The following is an 18,623-nucleotide window of genomic DNA, read 5'->3' as shown; positions in this document are numbered from 1 at the left end:
CAGATTGCCCGGGCGCCGCCCGTGCGGAGGCCGCCTTGCCCCCCGCGGTGCCTTCGGCTAGACCCCGCCGCGACCCGATCCCGAGGGACCCGCGCGCATGGCCAAGCCCAGGAAGACACCGCGCCCGAAGGCCGAGACGCCCAAGGGCTTCCGCGACTATTTCGGCGCGGAAGTGACCGAGCGCGCCGAGATGCTGGAGACCATCGCCGGCGTCTATCGCCGCTACGGCTTCGAGGCGCTGGAAAGCCCGGCGGTGGAGACGCTGGAGGCGCTGGGCAAGTATCTGCCCGACGTGGACCGCCCGCATGCCGGCGTCTTCGCCTGGGCCGAGGACGAGGAGGAGGGCAAGGGCGACTGGCTCGCGCTGCGCTATGACCTGACCGCGCCATTGGCCCGCGTCTATGCCCAGCACCGGCAGGAACTGCCCACCCCCTACCGCCGCTACGCCATGGGCCCCGTCTGGCGCAACGAGAAGCCGGGGCCGGGCCGCTACCGGCAGTTCTACCAGTGCGACGCCGACACCGTTGGGGCGGGCAGCGTGGCCGCCGACGCCGAGATTTGCGCCATGCTCGCCGACACGCTGGAGGCCGTGGGCATTCCGCGCGGGGACTACGTGGTGCGGGTGAACAACCGGAAGGTGCTGAACGGCGTGCTGGAGGTCATGGGGCTCGCCGACGAGGAGCAGCGGGCGGCCGTCCTGCGCACCATCGACAAGTTCGACAAGGTGGGCGAGGCCGGGGTGCGCGAGCTCCTGGGCAAGGGCCGGCTGGACGCCTCGGGGGCCTACATCGACGGCGTCGGGCTCAGCCCCGAGCAGGCCGATCCCGTGGTCGCCTTCCTCACCTCGCGGGGCGAGACGGCGGAGGCGACGCTCGCCAATCTCGCCGCGGCGGTGGGCGAAAGCGCCGTCGGCGCCGAGGGCGTCGACGAGTTGCACCAGATCGCGGAGCTTCTCGAGGCGCAGGGCTACGGCCCCGACCGCATCGTGATCGACCCCTCCGTCGTGCGCGGCCTCGGCTACTACACCGGCCCGGTCTACGAGGCCGAGCTGACCTTCGAGATCCTCGACGACAAGGGCCGCAAGCGGCAGTTCGGCTCGGTCGCGGGGGGCGGGCGCTACGACGACCTGGTGAAACGCTTCACCGGGCAGGCGGTGCCGGCCACCGGCGTCTCGATCGGGGTGGACCGCCTGCTCGCCGCGCTGCGCGATAAGGGCCGGATCGGACAGGGTGCGGCCGCCGGTCCGGTCGTCGTCACCGTGATGGACCGCGACCGGATGGCCGACTACCTGAGCATGGCGTCGGAGCTGCGCGCCGCCGGCGTCCGCGCGGAGGTCTATCTCGGCAATCCGAAGAACTTCGGCAACCAGATGAAATACGCCGACCGCCGCGGCGCGCCGGTCGCCGTCATCGAGGGCGAGGACGAGCGCGCGCGCGGCGTCGTCCAGCTCAAGGACCTGATCCTCGGCGCCCAGATCGCCGAAAGCGCCACGCTCGAGGAGTGGAAGGAACGCCCGAGCCAGGTCGAGGTGCCGCGCGGCGACCTGGTGGCGAAGGTCCGCGAGATGCTCTCCGCGCACGGCCTCGGCCCCGCCGAATGAGACCGCCGCGCGCCGAGACCCGCGCCGAGGCCGCCCGCCTCGTGGCGCGCTTCGAGGCGGCGGGCGCACGAGGCGTCGATTGCGGCATCCTGCAGCCCGCCGACACGCTGCTGGACCTTTACGGGGAGGATATCCGCGCCCGCGTCTACACCACGCACGATCCCCTCCGCGGCGAGCAGATGCTGCGCCCGGACTTCACCGTGCCGGTGGTGCAGATGCATATGGCCGAGGGCGCGGAGCCCGCGCGCTACACCTACGCCGGCGAGGTCTTTCGCCGGCAGGAGGACGACCCCGAGCGCGCCAGCGAATACATCCAGGTGGGCTACGAGGTCTTCGACCGCGCCGATCCGGCGGGGGCGGAGGCGGAGGTCTTCGCCCTCTTCTCCGAGGCGCTGGCGCCGCTTTCGCTGCGCGCCGCGACCGGCGACATCGGCATCCTGACCGCGGCCGTGCAGGGGCTGAAGACGACCGAGCGGCGCAAGGCCGCGCTCCTGCGCCACATCTGGCGTCCGCGGCGCTTCCGCCAGCTGATCGAGCGGTTCGCCGGCCGCGCGCCGGTGCCGCCCGCCCGGCTCGCCCTGCTCAACGACCCCGACCCGATGGCGCATGCCGGCCCGATGATCGGCCTGCGCTCGGAGGAGGAGATCCTCGCGCGCATTGCCGCGCTGAAGGAGGACGCGGCCGCGCCGCCGCTCGCGCCCGAAGAGGTCGAGGGGCTCGACGCCGTGCTCGCGGTGCGCGACGCCTGTCCCGCGGCCGAGGAGAGGCTGCGCGCGATCGCTCGCGACCTGCCGGCGATCGCGCCGGCGGTGGAGCGCCTCGCGGCGCGGCTCGAGGCGCTCGCGCGCCGCGGGGTCGACGTGGCGCGGCTGGACTTCGAGGCGAGCTACGGCCGCACCTCGATGGAATACTACGACGGCTTCGTCTTCGGCTTCTACGCCGAGGGGCGCGACCTGCCGCCCGTCGCCTCCGGCGGGCGCTACGACGCGCTGACGCGGCAACTGGGGCAGGGGGCGGAGATCCCCGCCGTGGGCGGCGTGATCCGCCCCGGCCTGACGCTGGCGCTCGGGGGGGCGGCATGACGCTGAAGCTCGCGGTGCCCTCCAAGGGCCGGATGATGGAGCAATGCGCCGAGTGGTTCGCCGCCCGCGGCGTGACGCTCACCCGCACCGGGGCGGAGCGCGAATACTCCGGCGCCGTCGAGGGGGCCGAGGGCGTGGACCTCGTGCTCCTCTCGGCGGGCGAGATCCCGCGCGAACTGGCCGCGGGGCGCGTGCATCTCGGCGTCACCGGGACCGATCTCGTGCGCGAGACCCTCGCGCGCTGGGAGAGCCGGGTCGAGCCGCTCGCCGGGCTCGGCTTCGGGCAGGCCGACCTCGTGATCGCCGTGCCCGACGCCTGGGTGGACGTGGAGACCCTCGACGATCTCGACATGGTCGCGGCGGATTTCCGCGCCGCGCATGGCCACCGGCTGCGGATCGCCACGAAGTATCACCGCCTCGTGCGCGAGTTCCTGCGCGAGCACGGCGTCGCGGACTACCGCCTCGTCGACAGCCAGGGCGCGACCGAGGGCACGGTCCGCAACCTCACCGCCGAGGCGATCGCCGACATCACCTCGACCGGCGAGACGCTGCGCGCCAACCACCTGAAGGTGCTCGCCGACGGGCTGGTGCTGAAGAGCGAAGCGACGCTCTACCGCGCGCGCAACGCCCCGCTGGAGCCGGCGGACGACCGCGCGATGGCGGGGCTTCTGGACACGCTCGGCGTGGGGTGAGTGCTCTTCCGCCCTGACGGGCGTCATCGCGCGCAGCGCCCGGCAAGCGAGGACAGCTGCGAGGCTGGACGAGCGGCGCTCAGATCACCCCGATCTCGGCCAGCGCGGCGCTCATGCCCGGCGGCAGCGCCTCTTCCTCGGCGCGGCCGGCTGGCAGGTCGGCGGGGCTGTCGGCGGGGGCGAGGTAGCGCCACCCCTGGAAGGCGCGGCGGGGCGCGGGGCGCGTGCGCACCAGCTCCGGCTCCAGCACCAGCGCACAGCGGCGGATGCCGTCCGACCCTTGCACCGGGTCGAGGCGGAGGATGCGCTGCCGGCACTGGATCAGCCCCTTGATGACCCAGTAGATCGACCCGCCCGCGAGGATCTCAGCCTCGCGCTTGGGCCACATCCGCGTGACGTGCCGCGGCAGACCGTCCGCCCCTTGCGCGCGCCGGCTCGCCTGCCAGGCCGTCAGCTCCTCGACGCTGTCGGTCCCGGCGCTGAGTTTCACAAGGTTTATGTGCGCCAACCCATGACTCCCCCAAGTCTTGACGCTATACTATCTGAGTAAGTGATCGCCACAAGGTGGTCATGGGCGGGAAGGCTGCTCCCACAGCCTTCCCCACGCACATGGAGTAGCTCAAGCGGAAGAGCGCCCCGAGTACGATCACCCCATCCGGCTTAGGAAGGGTATGGCGGGGTAGATGCGGGTTCAAGTCCCGCCTCCATGCTCCATCCAAATTCGAGGCAAATGCAAAGATGAGCCGCTTCGCCGCCCCCATCGCCGAGTCCATCTGGGACATGAAGTACCGCTTCAAGCAGGCCGACGGCACCCCCATCGACCGCACGGTGGAGGACAGCTGGCGTCGCGTCGCCCGGGCCCTCGCCGGGGTGGAGGCCGAGTCGGACCGCTGGGAGGAGCGCTTCTACGCTGCGCTGGAGGATTTCCGCTTTCTCCCCGCCGGCCGCATCCTCGCCGGGGCGGGGACGGCGCGGAAGGTCACGCTCTTCAACTGCTTCGTCATGGGCACGATCCCCGACAGCATGGGCGGCATCTTCGACAATCTGAAGGAAGCGGCACTGACGATGCAGCAGGGCGGGGGGATCGGCTACGACTTCTCCACCATCCGGCCGAGGGGCGCGCCGGTCGACGGGGTGGCGGCCGACGCCTCCGGCCCGCTCAGCTTCATGGACGTCTGGGACGCGATGTGCCGCACCATCATGTCGGCGGGCAGCCGCCGCGGCGCGATGATGGCGACGCTGCGCTGCGACCACCCCGACATCGAGGATTTCATCGCGGCCAAGTCCGACCCCGCGCGGCTCAGGAACTTCAACGTCTCGGTGCTGGTGACCGACGCCTTCATGGAGGCGGTGAAGGCCGACGGCCCGTGGGAGCTGACCTTCGGCGGCAAGGTCTATCACACGGTCGAGGCGCGCGACCTCTGGAACCGGATCATGCGCGCGACCTACGACTACGCCGAGCCGGGGGTGATCTTCATCGACCGCATCAACGCGATGAACAATCTCGCCTACGCGGAGGAGATCGCGGCCACCAACCCCTGCGGCGAGCAGCCCCTGCCGCCCTACGGCGCCTGCCTGCTGGGGTCGGTCAACCTCGCCCGCCTCGTGCGCGATCCCTTCACGGCGCAGGCGCATCTGGACCAGGCGGAGCTCGAAGAGCTCGTCGCCACCGCCGTGCGCATGATGGACAACGTGGTGGACGCCTCGAACTTCCCGCTGCCCGAGCAGCGCGCCGAGGCGCAGGCCAAGCGCCGGATCGGCCTCGGCGTCACGGGGCTCGCCGATGCGCTGCTGATGCTGGGGCTGCGCTACGGCTCCGACAAAGCGGCGGCGCAGACGGAGGATTGGCTCCACCGCGTGCAGAGGGCGGCCTACCTCGCCTCCGTGGAGCTCGCGAAGGAGAAGGGGCCGTTCCCCCTGTTCGAGGCCGACGCCTTCCTCGCCTCCGGCACGATGCAGGCGATGGACGCCGACGTGCGCGCGGCCGTGGCCGCCCACGGCATCCGCAACGCGCTCCTGACCTCCATCGCGCCGACGGGGACGATCTCGCTTTACGCCGGGAACGTCAGCTCGGGGATCGAGCCGGTCTTCGCCTATGCCTACACCCGCAAGGTGCTGCAGAAGGACGGCTCGCGCACCGAGGAGGAGGTGGTGGACTATGCCGTCCAGCTCTACCGCGAGAAGTTCGGAGAGGACGCGGAGCTGCCCGAGCATTTCGTGAACGCCCAAACGCTCGCGCCCGAGGAGCACGTGAAGATGCAGGCGGCGGCGCAGAAATGGGTGGATTCGTCCATCTCCAAGACGATCAACGTGCCCGCCGACATCGCCTTCGAGGACTTCAAGGAGGTCTACCTGCAGGCCTACGAGACCGGCTGCAAGGGCTGCACGACCTACCGCCCGAACGATGTGACGGGGAGCGTGCTGAGCGTGGCGGAGGAGAAGAGCCTGAGCTTACCGGAGCGGCTTGAAGCTGCCATGAAAGCCAAGGGCACGAACTCCAAGCGGCTTGCGGAGGCGGCCGGTCTGAACGCCACGGCGGTCTATGATATCCTGAAGGGCAAATCGAAAAGCCCAAGGCTCGATACAATCGCGGCCCTGGCAGCGGCCTTGGACGTATCGGTCGGCCATCTGACGGCCGGGGAAGAGGACGCCCCCACCGTCGTCGCCCACACCGACGCCGAGCCGCAGGCGCCGCATGGCGACGTCATCTACATGTCCGAGCCGCTCGACCGGCCGCAAGCGCTCGAAGGGGCGACCTACAAGCTCAAGTGGCCCGACAGCGAGCACGCCATTTACCTCACCATCAACGACATCGTCGTGGGCGGCCGCCGCCGCCCCTTCGAGGTCTTCATCAACTCCAAGAACATGGAGCATTTCGCCTGGACCGTCGCGCTCACCCGCATGATCTCGGCCGTCTTCCGCCGCGGCGGGGACGTCTCCTTCGTGGTCGAGGAACTCAAGGCCGTCTTCGATCCGCGCGGAGGCGCCTGGCAGAACGGGAAATACATCCCCTCCATCCTCGCCGCGATCGGCGGCGTGATCGAGCGGCACATGATCGCCATCGGCTTCCTCGAGGGCGAGGGCAAGGGCCTGAAGTCCGACCCCACGGCGCAGGTCGTGGGCCTCGACGAACGCCCCCGCGGCCCTGCCTGCCCCGCCTGCGGGCAATACGCCATGGCCATGATCGAGGGCTGCATGACCTGCACCGCCTGCGGCTTCTCGAAGTGCAGCTAGCCGGACATCAGTACGTCGGCATGATGAAGACCTCGCGCACCTCGGCGCGCTGATCCTGATTGAGCGCGAACATCACCGCGCCCGCCACGTCCTCGGGCTGAAGCTTGTCGGGCTTCGCCTCGTCGAAGAAGGGCGTGTCCACCATGCCCGGCGAGATCACCGTGCAGCGCCCGCCCCATTCGCGCATCTCCTCGGACATGTTGCCGCCGTAGCCGTGCACGAACCACTTGGTCGCCGAGTAGACCGAGCCCTTCACATGCCGCCGCCCCGCGGCGGAGCCGGTCAGAAGCAGATGCCCCCTGGTCTTGCGCAGCTCGGGAAGGGCGGCCTTCGCGGTGTGCAGCACGCCCATCACGTTGGTGTCCACGACCCGGCGCCATTCCTCGGGATCGCCCCCCTCGGTCCCCGGCCGGTCCACGCCGAGGCCGGCATTGGCGAAGGCCGCGTGCAGGCCGCCGAAGCGATCCACGGTGCGGGCGACGGCCGTCTCAAGCGTGCCGAAGTCGGCGACATCCGCGGTCAGGGGCAGGGCGGCCTCGCCAAGCTCTTCGGCCAGCGCCGCGAGCTTGTCCTGCGAGCGCGCCAGCAGGGCGACGTTCCACCCCTCGGCGGCCGCGGCCCGCGCGGTCGCCGCGCCGATGCCCGAAGAGGCGCCCGTGATGAGCAAAGTCCTGGCCATTCCGTTCTCCTGTCCATTCGTCTTCTGCCATGAGGTGAGCCCGGCACGCGCCGAAGGCAAGGTGACGCGCGCAGGCAGGGGCCCGGCGCCACAGGAGCCTGAGGGCCAAGGCGCCGGCCGCCCGGCAGATCGCAGGGCCGGGCAGGGCCCTATTCGGCGCCCCGCGCCGCGTCGAGGATGGTCCTGAGATAGTCGAGCGAGTCCGCCGTCGCCTCTTCCAGGTCGCCGGCCGCGCGGCCCGTGACATACCAGTAGCCGCGCTGGTCGCGATCGATCCAGCCGCGGGCGCGGAGCGCAAGCAGCTTGCGCCGCACCGTCTCGCGCGGGATGCCCGAGTAATCGGCGATGGACTCGGTGTTGATCGGGCGTTGCCGCCCCCGCGCGACATGCCCGACGGAGAGCCTGTCGGGGCTTTCAAGCCGGGCCTGCCAGCTGTCGGGCCGCGTGCGCTCGCCCACGACCGCCAGAACGAGCGCAAGGTCGAGGTCGCCGTCGAAATGCGCGCGCAGACGCACGAGCAGACGGGTGAAGCCGGCCAGATGCGCGGGCCAGATCCGCCCGAACCGCGCGCGCACCGGGTCGGCGTCGGAGGAGGTGCTGCGCGTCATGTGCCCTCCGGATCAGACCGCCCAGAATGGGCGACAATGCCACCTCATTTGAGCGAGTTCCGGATAGTCTCGTCAACGAAAGGATGGTCCGGGGCTCTTCGCAGGATGCTTGGCATGACGAATCGACGGCGCGCGGCGCTCCCCGGCTCGGCCGGTTCGATCCGGTCTGTTGCGAGGGCGCGGCGAGCGCCCGGGCCAACGGGTCCAGGTCCTCGAAGGTCTTCACCAATTCGGACGGGCAGGCGCACGGCCGGACAGGCCACGCGGGTGGAGACTGTCGGCGGCACCGCGAACGCGGTCAGCGGCGTGACCGACCGCATCTCTCGGACGATCGCATCATCAACCGCACCACGTTTCTCACCGCCGGTTTCAGCGTCTCTGTGCCGGGCGAGGGGATCGCCGGCGCCTTCGCCGGCGGGGTGCCGAACTGGACCGGAGGTTTCATCAATGTCGTCGTCAATTTCTAGCTTCGCCCTGGCGCTCGCCGTGGTTCTGGCGGGAACGGGCTCGCTCTCCGCACAGTCCGCGCCGCTCACGGCGCAGGACTCCGATCCGCGTGTCATGGGCTGGATGCAGGGCTTTCCGCCGCCGCCAGACAGGCTGATCACGCAGCCCGATTCCAACTACTTCAGCTTTCCCAAGCTGCGCTGGTCTGTCTGCCACCTGCGCGAGTTCCTGCCCACCGAGCGGATCAGCCGCGGCCTCGGCGCGCCGAAACCGCTCGATTATGTCGCGCCGCATGTCTTCGCCGACATGCGCGCGGAGATCGACGCGCTGACCTTCACGCCGATGGATGACGAAGAGGAGATGACCTGGGAGGAGTCGCTTTACGCCAACTACACCGACGGGATGCTGATCCTGCACGAGGGCAAGGTGGTCTACGAGCGGTATTTCGGGTGCCTCGAGGAGGACGGCCAGCACGCCGCCATGTCGATGACCAAGTCGGTGACGGGGCTTCTGGCGGAGATCCTCGTGGTCGAGGGCGCGCTCGACGACACGGCGCTCGTGCGCGACATCATACCGGAGATCGGGGACAGCGCCTTCGCCACCGCCACCGTCCGGCAGGTGATGGACATGACGACAGGCGTGAAATACTCCGAGGACTACGCTGATCCCAACGCCGATATCTGGCTCTATTCGGCCGCTGCCAGCCCCCTGCCGAAACCCGAGGATTACGACGGGCCGGACGGCTACTGGGAGTATCTCCAGCAGGTCGAGCCCGAGGGCGCGCACGGCGAGGCCTTTCACTACAAGACGATCAATTCGGACATGCTGGGCTGGATCATCAGCCGCACCACCGGCACGGCGGTGACCGAGATGGCCTCGGAGCGGCTCTGGCGGCCGATGGGGGCCGAGCAGGACGCCTATCAGACCGTGGACGGCAAGGGCGTGCCCTTCGCCGGCGGTGGGATCAGCGCGGGCCTGCGCGATCTGGGGCGGCTGGGGCTTCTGATGCTGAACGGGGGCGAGATCTTCGGCCAAAGGCTCTTTCCGGCGGAGGTGGTCGAGAAGATCCGCGCCGGCGGCGATCCTGCGAAGTTCGCGGGCTTTCCCACGATCCCCGGCGGCAGTTACACGAGCCAGTGGTGGGTGTTCCACAACGCCCATGGTGCCTTCGCGGCGCGCGGCGTGCACGGCCAGACGATCTATGTCGATCCCGCGGCCGAAATGGTGCTCGTGCGCTTCGCGTCGTTTCCGCAGGCCAAGAACGGATACATCGACCCGACATCGCTGCCCGCCTATCAGGCCGTGGCGGAATATCTGATGGACCGCTAGGCGTCGGGCCCGTCAGGCCATCTGCGGGCGGGGCGCATCCGGCCCCGCCCGGGCTTGCCGCGTCACTGCGGCATCTGCTCCTCGATCCGCGCGACGATGCGCGCGTTGAGCTCCTCGTCTTCCGAGGCCGCGCGCCCGATCTGGCTGTATTCCGCGAGCGAAATCCCTTCCGCCGATTCGACGGCGCTGCGGATCTCGGCGTTGCCTTCCTGCACGAGGCGCTCGCGTTCGGCGTCGCTCTCGGCCTGCTGGATGCGCTGCGAATAGCTGTCGCGCAGTTGCACGACGTCGAGCGCCGCGCCGACGAAGGCCGCGATCTTTTCCTCCGAGAACGGCCGTTCGAGCGGCGCATTCTCCTGTGCCCCGGCCGCGAGCGGAACGGCGACGGCGGCGAAGGCCGCGACAGTCATCGTGGCGAGGCGGGTTCTCAAAGCCATGTGTCCTCCTGGTCTTGTGGCTGACAGGAGGATGGGGCCGCGGGCGCGCGACGGCAAACAATTCGGCAAGTTCCCGCCGCCTGAGCGGCGGGTCAGTCCATCGGGCGGCGCTTGCGGATGAGCTGGCTGATCGAGACCGCGATCACGAGGCCGCCGCCATAGAACAGGTTCTGCACGAAGCTCGGCACGCCGAGGAAGTTCAGCCCCATGATGCCTGTGGACAGGAAATAGACCGCGACGAAGGCGCCCGGCGCGTTGAAGCGGCCGGGGTAGAGCGTGGTGGAGCCCAGGAAGGCCGCCGCGAAGGCCGGCAGCAGGAAGGCGAGCGCCGAGGACGGGTCGGACGAGCCGCGCATGCCGGTGTAGAGGACGCCGGCGAGCGCCGCGATGGTGCTCGAGGCGATGAGCGCGCCCGCCCGCGCGCGGTTGACGTTGACGCCGGACAGCCGCGCCACCTCGCGCCCGCGGCCCACGAAGAGCAGCCGTCGGCCCAGCGCGGTGTGCTGGAACACGTACCACAGCGCGGCCGTCAGGAGGACCGCATACCAGAAGGCGAGCGGGATGCCGAGAAAGCGCGTCATGATCACCACGCGGACGAGGTCCATCGACACGCCCGAGATGACAGCCGAGCTGGAGATCCACAGCACCACGCCGTTTATGAAATAGCCCGTGCCCAGGGTGACGATCAGGGAATGGATCCTGAACCAAAGGATGAAGAGCGCGTTGATCGCGCCCACCGCCACGCCGGCCGCGAGCGCCATGAAGATCGCGCCCTCGATGCTCCAGTCCATGCGCACGTTGAGCACCGCGACCATCATCGACGACAGCGCCATGGTGGAGGCGACCGATAGGTCGAAATCGCCCGTCGTCAGCGGGATGATCAGCCCGAGCGTGAGGACCACGATCATCGCGTTGGAGCCGAACATCGCGGCGTAGCTGTTCCAGGAGAACATCTGGTCGGGACGGAAACTGCCCAGGATCAGGATCAGCAGGATCCATGCCGCGAGCAGGCCGAAGCGTTCGGCCCACTCCGTTCCGGGCCGGCGCGAGGGCGGAGGCGCGAGGCGGCCCTCGAAGGCGCGCAGCTTTTCCTCCAGCGCGGCGATGCGCTCTTCGTAGACCTCGATGCGATTGTCGGTCATGTCCCTCGTGTCCGTCATTCCGCCGCGGCGGTCAGCGTGGTGGAGCGGAAGCAGGCCTCGGCGATCGCGTCCTTGTCCAGCCGCTCGCCCGTCAGTTCCTCGACGATCCGGCCGCGCGCGAAGACCAGCACCCGGTGGCAGAGCTGGGCGAGCTGTTCGTAGTCGGTCGAGCCGATCAGGATCGCCGCGCCACCCTCGGCCGCACCGTCGAGCGCATCCCAGATGTCCTGCCGCGCGCCGACGTCGACGCCCTGCGTCGGCTCGTCGAGCAGCATCAGCCGCGGCTCGACCTGCAGCCATTTCGCCAGCAGCGCCTTCTGCGCGTTGCCCCCCGAGAGCGCCGACAGAGGCAGTTCGGGCGCATTGGGCTTCACGCCCGCGCGCGCGCCAAGGCTGCCGGCGTGCTGGCGGATGTCGCGGTCGAAGAGGCCGGCGGCGCGGCGCAGCCGCTCCAGCACCGGCAGGCCGATGTTGTCGGATACCGGCAGAGAGCCCACGCCCGCCGCGCCCATGCGGTCGGCAGGCAGGTAGACGATGCCGCGCGCCAGCGCCTCGGGCGGCTCCATCGTGTCGAGGCGGATGGACTGCCCCGCCAGCCGCAGCCGTCCGCCGGTGGCGTTGCGCGCCCCGTAAAGCAGCGCAGGTACGGCGTCGTAGCCCGCGCCGATCAGACCGGTGAGGCCCAGGATCTCGCCCTCCGCCACCTCCAGCGAGACGGGGCCAAGGCCGGGGCCGGTCAGCTCCACCACCTCTGCCAGCGGTTCGGCATTGGGCCGGGCCTTGCCCGCGCCGCCGTAGGCGGTCATCGCGCGGCCGATGATGCGCTCGACGAAGGCGTCGTGCGAGGTGTCCGCCGTCACCACCGTGTCGATCAGCTTGCCGTCGCGCAGGATGGTGGCGCGGTCGGTGATCTCGCGCACCTCGTCCACGTCGTGGCTGACGAAGATGACGCTCGCGCCCTCGTCCTTGGCCGCGCGAACGAGGCGGAAAAGCTGTTCGACGCCCGCGCGCGGCAGGAACGGCGTGGGCTCGTCGAGGACCAGCACGCCGGGCTCCTTGGAGGCTGTGCGCAGATCCTCGACAGCCCGCACGATGGCCAGCAGCGCCTGCTCGACAGGCGAGAGGGTGAAGACCTCGCGCCGGGGGTCCAGCGCGAGGTCGTAGCGGGCGAAGACCTCTGCCGCGCGGGCCTCTTCCGCGCGCCAGCTGATCCCCCAGTTGTGAGTGGTGGCCAGATCGCCCAGCGCGAGGTTTTCCATCACGGTGAGCGAGGGGATCAGCCCGAGGTGCTGGTGCACGAAGGCGAGGCCCATCTCCCGCACCCGTGCGCCCGGCACCGGCAGCGGCACCTTCCGCCCGTAGAGCCGCACCTCCCCGCCGGGTTCGGGGTCGTGGAACCCGGCGAGGATCTTGATCAGCGTGGACTTGCCCGAGCCGTTGGAGCCCAGCAGCCCGTGCACCTCGCCGCGCCGGACCTCCAGCGCGACGTGGTCGAGCGCCAGCGCGCCCCCGAACCTCTTGGACAGGTTCGTGACGGAGAGCGCCGGCGCGTCGGTCACTCGAGGCCCCAGAGCTTGCGGAAGCCGGGGATGTGGCTGTCGCCGTAGCCGTCGTCGTAGGTGGCCGGCACGCCCGCGGTCTCCACGTTCTCGTCGGTGAAGATGTAGGCGGGGGTGTTCAGCGTATCGACCGGCGGCAACCCGCAGAGCAGCCGCATGTTGGCGTCCACGCCGGCCATGCCGACCCAGCCCAGGCTCTCGCCCGCCACCATCTCGACGATGTCGCCCTCGCGCATCATGTCGAGCACGAAGGGCGTGCCGTTGTAGCTGACGATCTTGGCGTCCGAGCCGGCGATCTGGATGGCGGGCGCGATGAACTGCGCCATCGAGTCGTAGACCGGCAGGACATAGTTGATCGAGGGATCGGCGAGCAGCGCGTTCTGCACCTCGGACTGGCCCTTGGTGGCCCAGTCGTTGAAGGGGACGTTGATGTAGCGCGCGGTGCAGTCGGGGCAGTTGTCCTCGAGATAGCCGAGGATCGCGTCGCGGATCGGCGCCGTGGGCGTGATCTCGTCAGGGCCCAGGACCAATGCGTTCACGTTGCCGTCGGTCTGCACCATCGCCCAGGCTGCGATGATCTCGCCGAACATGACGTAGTCGGTGTTCGCGGCGCCGTCCATGAAGTCCGGCACCTCCTGGGTGGTGGCGTCCCAGTTGTGGGTCGCCGTCACCTTCAGCCCGGCCTCGCGCGCCTCGGCGATCTGCGGCGCGACGAGCTCCGGCGGCAGCCCGCCCTGGAAGTCGATCAGGTCGAAGCCTTCGGCCATCGCGGTGTTGATTCCCTGCACCCACTGGGTCGGGTCGAGCTGCGTCTCCCAGTTGCGCAGCTCGAAGCCCACCATCTCGGCCGCCTGCGCCATGCCCTCGCCGATGGCGACGTTGAAGGGGTTGGCATTCGTCAGCGGGATCACGAACATCTTCTTGTCGGCCATGCAGGCCTGCGCGTCGAAGGGCTCTCCCGGCGCCTCGAAGGTCGGCAGTTGGCTGTATTGTTCGATCAGTGCGCGTGCGGCGTCCATGTCCGCCGCGGCGGGCACCGCTAGGGCGGCCAGCGCCGCCGAGGTCAGAAGGGGTCTCATCTTCATTGCTCCCTTTGGATGGTCTGGAGGTAGTCGACCGCCTCGCTTGTGGTCACGAGGTCGGCGTATTTCGCGCTCATGTCGAAGAGGTTGGCCTCATGCGGCCCCTCGGCGCGGTCGCCCACGGCGTCCGACACGACCAGCGTGACGAATCCGTGGCTCATGGCATCGACACAGGTGGCGCGGATGCAGCCCGAGGTGGTGAGCCCCGTGAGCAGCACGGTGTCCACGCCCATCGAGGTCAGCGTGGCGGCCAGCGAGGTGCCGAAGAAGGCGCTGGGATACTGCTTGGTCACCATGATTTCTTCGGGGCGCCGCTCCAGCCCCTCGACCAGGTCGCCCAGCGGGCTGCCCCACTCCATGACCTTGAGCGGCGGCGCCTTCTTGAAGAACACGCCGCCGTCGGCGCCGCCCTTGATGTAGCGGACCTCGGTGAAGATCACCGGCGTCCCGGTCTGGCGGGCGGTGTCCAGCAGCCGCGCGGCGTGGTCGCGTGCGGTCACGCAGCCCTCGCCGCCATAGAGTGGGCTGTCGGGCTCGAAGTAGGCGCGCGCGAAGTCCACCAGCAACAGGGCAGGGCGGCTCCCCCACTCCTGCCGCGCGTGATAGCCCGCGCGGGCGTAGTTCTCGTCGAGGCTCTCGGTCATTCAGCGGCCTGCTTCATCGCGAAGAATTCCGGGTCCTTCGGCGGCTCGAAGCCGGTTTCGGCCTTCGCGCGTGCCTTGAGTTCGTGCAGGTTCTCGAACCCGCGGTCGAAGAGCTTGGTGTCGCCGCGCTTGCGGGCCATCTCGGCGCGCAGCTTCTCGGTCTCCTTCTCGTCCACCTTGTTCTTGTGGATGACGACGCCGTAGCGCCGCGCCCCCTCGACCGTCACCAGCCCGCGCTGCACGTCGTCCCAGACCTTTTCCGCCGGGCGCTGGAGCGGATCGCCCCAGCCGCCGCCGCCCCAGGTGTTGAAGTGCAGGATGTCGCCCGGCTCCACCTTGATGCGGTCGCACTTGGAGGGGATGTTCTCCTTCGTGCCGTCCGTCCGCTCCAGCGTCTTGGTCGAGCGCATCCCCGGCTCGCCGCCGTTCACGCCCCAGGGATAGGTGAGCCAGCGGTCGTCGTGGATCGAGATCTCGCCCGCCTCCAGCATCTCGTAGGCGATGGTGATGCCGTTGCCGCCGCGGTGCAGACCCGCGCCCCCCGAATCCGGGATCGTGGCATAGGTGCGGATGCGCAGCGGGAAGTAGGCCTCGAGAAACTCGTTGGGCACGTTGGTGAAGGCGGGCCAGAGCGAATGCCCGTCCGGCCCGTCGCCCACAGGCCGGCCCGGAACGCCGCCGAAGCCGATCTGGAAGAGCTGAAACCACTCGCCGTTCCGGTCGAAGCCGGAATACATGAAGTGCGGCGAATCCGAGAAGCCTGCGGCGTTGAGCGCGTCGGGCGCCCCCTGTCCCAGCAGCCCGCCCATCAGGTCGAAGATCCGGCCCAGCATGTGGGTCCGGCACGACAGCGCCGCGGGCTTCTTTGGCTTCAGGATGCAGCCCGGCGGGATACGCACGTCGACGAGGTCGTAGAAGCCGTCGTTGAACAGGATCTGCGGGTCGAAGAGGTTGATCGTGAATGCCCCGAAGAACATCTTGAACATCTCTTCGTTGAGCAGGAAGTTGATCGACGACAGCGACTGCGGATCCGATCCCGTGAAATCGAAGATCGCCACGTCCCCCTCGCGCCAGAGCGAGCAGGCGATCTTGAAGGGACCGTTGCCCTGCCCGTCGTCGTCGATCCAGTCCTCGAAATAGGCCTTGTGGTCGCCCTCGGGGATGAACATCTTGATGATCGCGCCCATCGCCAGCTTGTTGCGATCGAGCATGTCCTGCATCGCCGAGATGTAGGTATCCACCCCGAAGCGCTGGATGTTCTCGCGCACCCGCCGCTCGGCCAGCCGGAGCGAGGCGAGGATCGCGTAGAAGTCGGACTTGTTCCACTCCGGCATCCGGGTGTTGGCGAGCATCAGCGCCAGAAGCTCGTCGTTGAGCTCACCCTTCCTGAAGATCTTCGAGGGCGGAATGATCAGCCCCTCCTCGTAGATCATCTTGGCGTCGGTCGGCAGCGAGCCGGGCACCTTGCCGCCCACGTCGGTCATGTGGCCGAACATCGCCGCCCAGCTCACGAGCCGCCCGTCGTGGAAGATCGGCATCATCAGCAGCCAGTCGTTGAGGTGGCTCACCGCCCCGTCGCAGGAATAGGGGTCGTTGGTAATGAAGATGTCGCCCTCTTCGATGGTCCCCTCGTAGCCCTGCATGAAGCCGTAGAGGAAGCTGCCGAACTGGCCGACGACCATCTTGCCTTCCTCGTTGGCGATCATCGGGTAGGCGTCGTGCTGTTCGCGGATGCCGGGCGACATGGCGGTGCGGAAGAGCACCGCGTCCATCTCCGTCCGCGCGTTGCGCAGCGCGTTCTCCACGATGTCGAGCGTGATGGGATCGACCGGGACCCGGTGAAAGGGGGTGTCGTTCGTCTGGATGATCTTTGCGGGCATGTCTTCTCTCCCCCTCAGCGGGCCTTCTCGTGGTCCTCGGGCCAGATCAGGATGTTGCCGACCTTGTCGATGACGCCGACGTGGCCGGGCAGGATCAGCGAGGTCGAATCCATCTCGGTCACGATGGCGGGGCCGGGGATGCGGTTGCCGGCCTTCAGCTTCGCGCGGTCGTAGATCTTCGTGGCGTGCCACTGGCCGCCCTCGTAGACCTTCGTCTCGTGCACCACGGCGCCCGAGGCGTCCGGCCCGGCGGTGCCGTAGTCGCGGCCGATGAAGGGCTTCTCGGCGCCCTGCACCACGGCGCGCAGGCCCACCAGCTCGTGCTCGGCGTCGAGCGCGAAGGTGAAGAGCTGTTCGTGCTCGCGATCGAAGCGGTGCTCGACGCCGGCCAGCCCCTCGCGCTGGAAGTCTTCCGGTGTGACGTCGAGGGTCAGCTTCATGCCCTGGCCGGCATAACGGATGTCGATCTGATAGATCGTCTCCTGCTCGGACCGCGTCACGCCCTCGTCCTCGAGGTCTTGCGCGGCGCGGTCGGCCAGCTCCTCCAGCATCTTGCCCACCTCGCGGTCGGAGGTGGCGGAGGTGTTCTTCACGAAGGTCTGGCTCGCCTCGTTCCTCAGCCGCGTCGTCGCGTCGCCATAGGCGCAGAGCACGCCCGGCCCGGGGGGCACGATGGCGGGCCAGGCGCCGATCAGGCGTGCCAGCGCGTTGGCATGCAGCGGCCCCGCGCCGCCGAAGCCGATCAGCGCGAAGTCGCGCGGGTCATAGCCCTGCTCGACCGAAACCAGGCGCAGCGCGCCCACCATGTTCTCGTTCACGATGGCGATGATGCCCTCGGCGGCCTCTTCCACCGTCTTGTCGAGGGCGTCGGCGACCTTCTGGACCGCTTTCGCGGCGAGGTCGCGGCTGATGTCCATGTCGCCGCCAAGCTTGGCGTCGGCGGGCAGGTAGCCCAGCACGACGTTGGCGTCCGTCACCGTGGGCTCCTCGCCGCCCTTCTTGTAGGCGGCGGGGCCCGGATCGGCGCCGGCCGACTGCGGACCCACGCGCAGCGCCTTGGTCAGTTCCGGCGTATAGGCGATCGAGCCGCCGCCCGCGCCCACCGTGCGCACGTCGATCGAGGGCGCGCGCACCGTCACGTCGCCCACCCGCGTCTCGCGACGGGTGCGCGCCTCGCCTCCCTCGATCAGCGCCACGTCGGTCGAGGTGCCGCCCATGTCGAAGGTCAGCAGGTGATCGAAGCCTGCGTTCTTGGCGATCCACTTCGCGCCCGAGACGCCGCCCGCAGGCCCGGACATCAGCAGGTTCACGGGATGGTCCATCGCCGCCTGCGCCGAGGACAGGCCCCCGTCCGAGCGCAGGATCTGCAGCATCACGTCGCCCATCTGGTCCTTCAGTTCGGTCTGAAGGTTCGAGACGTAGTTGGCGACGACGGGCCGGACGTAGGAGTTGACCACCGTCGTCTCGGTCCGCTCGTATTCATACATTTCCGGCATGGTGCCGGCAGAGGTGGAGATCGGGATGCCCGGCATGATCTGCGCGGCGATCTCCGCGATCCGGCGTTCGTGGATGTCCGAGACATAGGCGTTGAAGAGCGAGACGGTCAGCGCCTCGATGCCCGTCTCGGCGAGCTTTTCGAGATCCTTGCGCAACTTCTTCTCGTCGAGCGGCACCAGAACGTGGCCCTTGGCGTCGATGCGCTCGTCTGCCTCGATGGTGTCCTCGAGCCGCGCCAGCGGCAGCGACTTGTTCCAGATCACCCAGCCGCCAAGACCGCCGGGCACATAGCTGCGCGCGATCTGCAGCGTGTCGCGGTAGCCCTTGGTCGTCACCAGCCCCACCCGCGCGCCGGAGCCGGTGAGCACCGTGTTGGTGGCCACGGTGGTGCCGTGCATCACCTCGGCGATCTCGGACGGGCGGATGCCGGCCTCGCGGCAGATCTTCTCGATGCCGTTGAGCACGCCGATCGAGCTGTCCTTGGGCGTCGAGGGCACCTTGGCGGTGAAGATGCGGCCCTTGCCCTCGTCGAGCAGCAGCAGGTCGGTGAAGGTGCCGCCCACATCCACGCCGAGCCGCAGATCGCCCGTGCCGCGCCGGCGCGCCGCGCGTGGCGCCGGTGCCTGCGCACCTTCCACGCGGGCCAGACGCGCCTCGATCTCGGCCAGTCGCGACTCGTAGGTTCGGATGAGGTCTTCGGTCGTCGTCATG

General features: G+C 69.3%; 16 protein-coding genes and 1 tRNA gene. 7 read left to right on the top strand and 10 right to left on the bottom strand.

What is annotated here, in order from left to right:
- Window positions 1–97 precede the first annotated feature (97 nt).
- Genes hisS through hisG form a run of 3 tightly spaced genes read left to right on the top strand, consistent with a single transcriptional unit; the run spans window position 98 to window position 3,374 of the window.
- Window positions 98–1,600, top strand: a complete 1,503-nt coding sequence (gene hisS, locus DRV85_RS12660; protein ID WP_113289843.1) for a histidine--tRNA ligase — start codon at window positions 98–100, stop codon at window positions 1,598–1,600.
- Window positions 1,597–2,682: an ATP phosphoribosyltransferase regulatory subunit gene (locus DRV85_RS12655; RefSeq protein WP_113289842.1), complete on the top strand. Its 1,086-nt coding sequence runs from the start codon at window positions 1,597–1,599 to the stop codon at window positions 2,680–2,682. The genes hisS and DRV85_RS12655 overlap by 4 nt, the downstream gene beginning before the upstream one ends.
- Window positions 2,679–3,374, top strand: a complete 696-nt coding sequence (gene hisG, locus DRV85_RS12650) for an ATP phosphoribosyltransferase (RefSeq protein WP_113289841.1) — start codon at window positions 2,679–2,681, stop codon at window positions 3,372–3,374. The genes DRV85_RS12655 and hisG overlap by 4 nt, the downstream gene beginning before the upstream one ends.
- A 79-nt stretch (window positions 3,375–3,453) precedes the next feature.
- On the opposite strand, the gene DRV85_RS12645 is transcribed toward hisG, so the two are convergent.
- Window positions 3,454–3,882 (bottom strand): DUF1489 family protein, encoded by a 429-nt coding sequence (locus tag DRV85_RS12645; RefSeq protein WP_113289840.1) that lies wholly within the window; start codon window positions 3,880–3,882, stop codon window positions 3,454–3,456.
- A gap of 97 nt (window positions 3,883–3,979) precedes the next feature.
- Between DRV85_RS12645 and DRV85_RS19195 the strand changes: the two genes are divergently transcribed.
- A tRNA-OTHER gene (locus DRV85_RS19195) sits at window positions 3,980–4,088 on the top strand.
- Window positions 4,089–4,112: 24 nt separating this feature from the next.
- Window positions 4,113–6,608, top strand: a complete 2,496-nt coding sequence (locus DRV85_RS12640; protein WP_113289839.1) for an adenosylcobalamin-dependent ribonucleoside-diphosphate reductase — start codon at window positions 4,113–4,115, stop codon at window positions 6,606–6,608.
- A gap of 7 nt (window positions 6,609–6,615) precedes the next feature.
- On the opposite strand, the gene DRV85_RS12635 is transcribed toward DRV85_RS12640, so the two are convergent.
- Both DRV85_RS12635 and DRV85_RS12630 read right to left on the bottom strand, forming a co-directional pair.
- Window positions 6,616–7,287, bottom strand: a complete 672-nt coding sequence (locus tag DRV85_RS12635; protein WP_113289838.1) for an SDR family oxidoreductase — start codon at window positions 7,285–7,287, stop codon at window positions 6,616–6,618.
- A 149-nt stretch (window positions 7,288–7,436) separates the two neighbouring features.
- On the bottom strand, window positions 7,437–7,895 hold the full coding sequence (locus tag DRV85_RS12630; RefSeq protein ID WP_113289837.1) for a helix-turn-helix domain-containing protein: 459 nt from the start codon (window positions 7,893–7,895) through the stop codon (window positions 7,437–7,439).
- Window positions 7,896–7,921: 26 nt separating this feature from the next.
- Between DRV85_RS12630 and DRV85_RS12625 the strand changes: the two genes are divergently transcribed.
- Both DRV85_RS12625 and DRV85_RS12620 read left to right on the top strand, forming a co-directional pair.
- A complete protein-coding gene (locus DRV85_RS12625; RefSeq protein WP_147238844.1) occupies window positions 7,922–8,362 on the top strand; it encodes a hypothetical protein in 441 nt (146 codons plus the stop codon).
- Entirely contained in the window at window positions 8,343–9,671 is a 1,329-nt protein-coding gene (locus DRV85_RS12620) for a serine hydrolase domain-containing protein (protein WP_113289835.1), read from the top strand. The genes DRV85_RS12625 and DRV85_RS12620 overlap by 20 nt, the downstream gene beginning before the upstream one ends.
- Before the next feature lie 62 nt (window positions 9,672–9,733).
- On the opposite strand, the gene DRV85_RS12615 is transcribed toward DRV85_RS12620, so the two are convergent.
- The 7 genes from DRV85_RS12615 to DRV85_RS12585 form a co-directional block, all read right to left on the bottom strand.
- Window positions 9,734–10,108 (bottom strand): DUF4168 domain-containing protein, encoded by a 375-nt coding sequence (locus DRV85_RS12615; protein ID WP_113289834.1) that lies wholly within the window; start codon window positions 10,106–10,108, stop codon window positions 9,734–9,736.
- A gap of 92 nt (window positions 10,109–10,200) precedes the next feature.
- Complete coding sequence (locus DRV85_RS12610; RefSeq protein WP_113289833.1) at window positions 10,201–11,250, bottom strand: ABC transporter permease; 1,050 nt, start codon at window positions 11,248–11,250, stop codon at window positions 10,201–10,203.
- 14 nt (window positions 11,251–11,264) lie between these two features.
- Window positions 11,265–12,809, bottom strand: a complete 1,545-nt coding sequence (locus tag DRV85_RS12605) for a sugar ABC transporter ATP-binding protein (protein ID WP_233495506.1) — start codon at window positions 12,807–12,809, stop codon at window positions 11,265–11,267.
- The gene (locus tag DRV85_RS12600; RefSeq protein WP_158540154.1) at window positions 12,806–13,888 is read right to left on the bottom strand and encodes a sugar ABC transporter substrate-binding protein; all 1,083 of its coding nucleotides are present in this window, start codon (window positions 13,886–13,888) and stop codon (window positions 12,806–12,808) included. The genes DRV85_RS12605 and DRV85_RS12600 overlap by 4 nt, the downstream gene beginning before the upstream one ends.
- Window positions 13,889–13,890: 2 nt before the next feature.
- Window positions 13,891–14,535 (bottom strand): isochorismatase family protein, encoded by a 645-nt coding sequence (locus DRV85_RS12595; protein WP_113289830.1) that lies wholly within the window; start codon window positions 14,533–14,535, stop codon window positions 13,891–13,893.
- Window positions 14,532–16,415 (bottom strand): hydantoinase B/oxoprolinase family protein, encoded by a 1,884-nt coding sequence (locus DRV85_RS12590; RefSeq protein ID WP_113289829.1) that lies wholly within the window; start codon window positions 16,413–16,415, stop codon window positions 14,532–14,534. Before DRV85_RS12590 ends, DRV85_RS12595 begins: the two co-directional genes overlap by 4 nt.
- Window positions 16,416–16,429: 14 nt before the next feature.
- Window positions 16,430–18,622: a hydantoinase/oxoprolinase family protein gene (locus DRV85_RS12585; protein WP_113289828.1), complete on the bottom strand. Its 2,193-nt coding sequence runs from the start codon at window positions 18,620–18,622 to the stop codon at window positions 16,430–16,432.
- Window position 18,623 lies beyond the last annotated feature (1 nt).

This window comes from Rhodosalinus halophilus (genome assembly GCF_003298775.1).
Taxonomy (GTDB): Bacteria; Pseudomonadota; Alphaproteobacteria; order Rhodobacterales; family Rhodobacteraceae; genus Rhodosalinus; species Rhodosalinus halophilus.
Note: the sequence above shows the minus strand (reverse complement) of the source record. Positions and strands in the feature narration are given on the sequence as shown.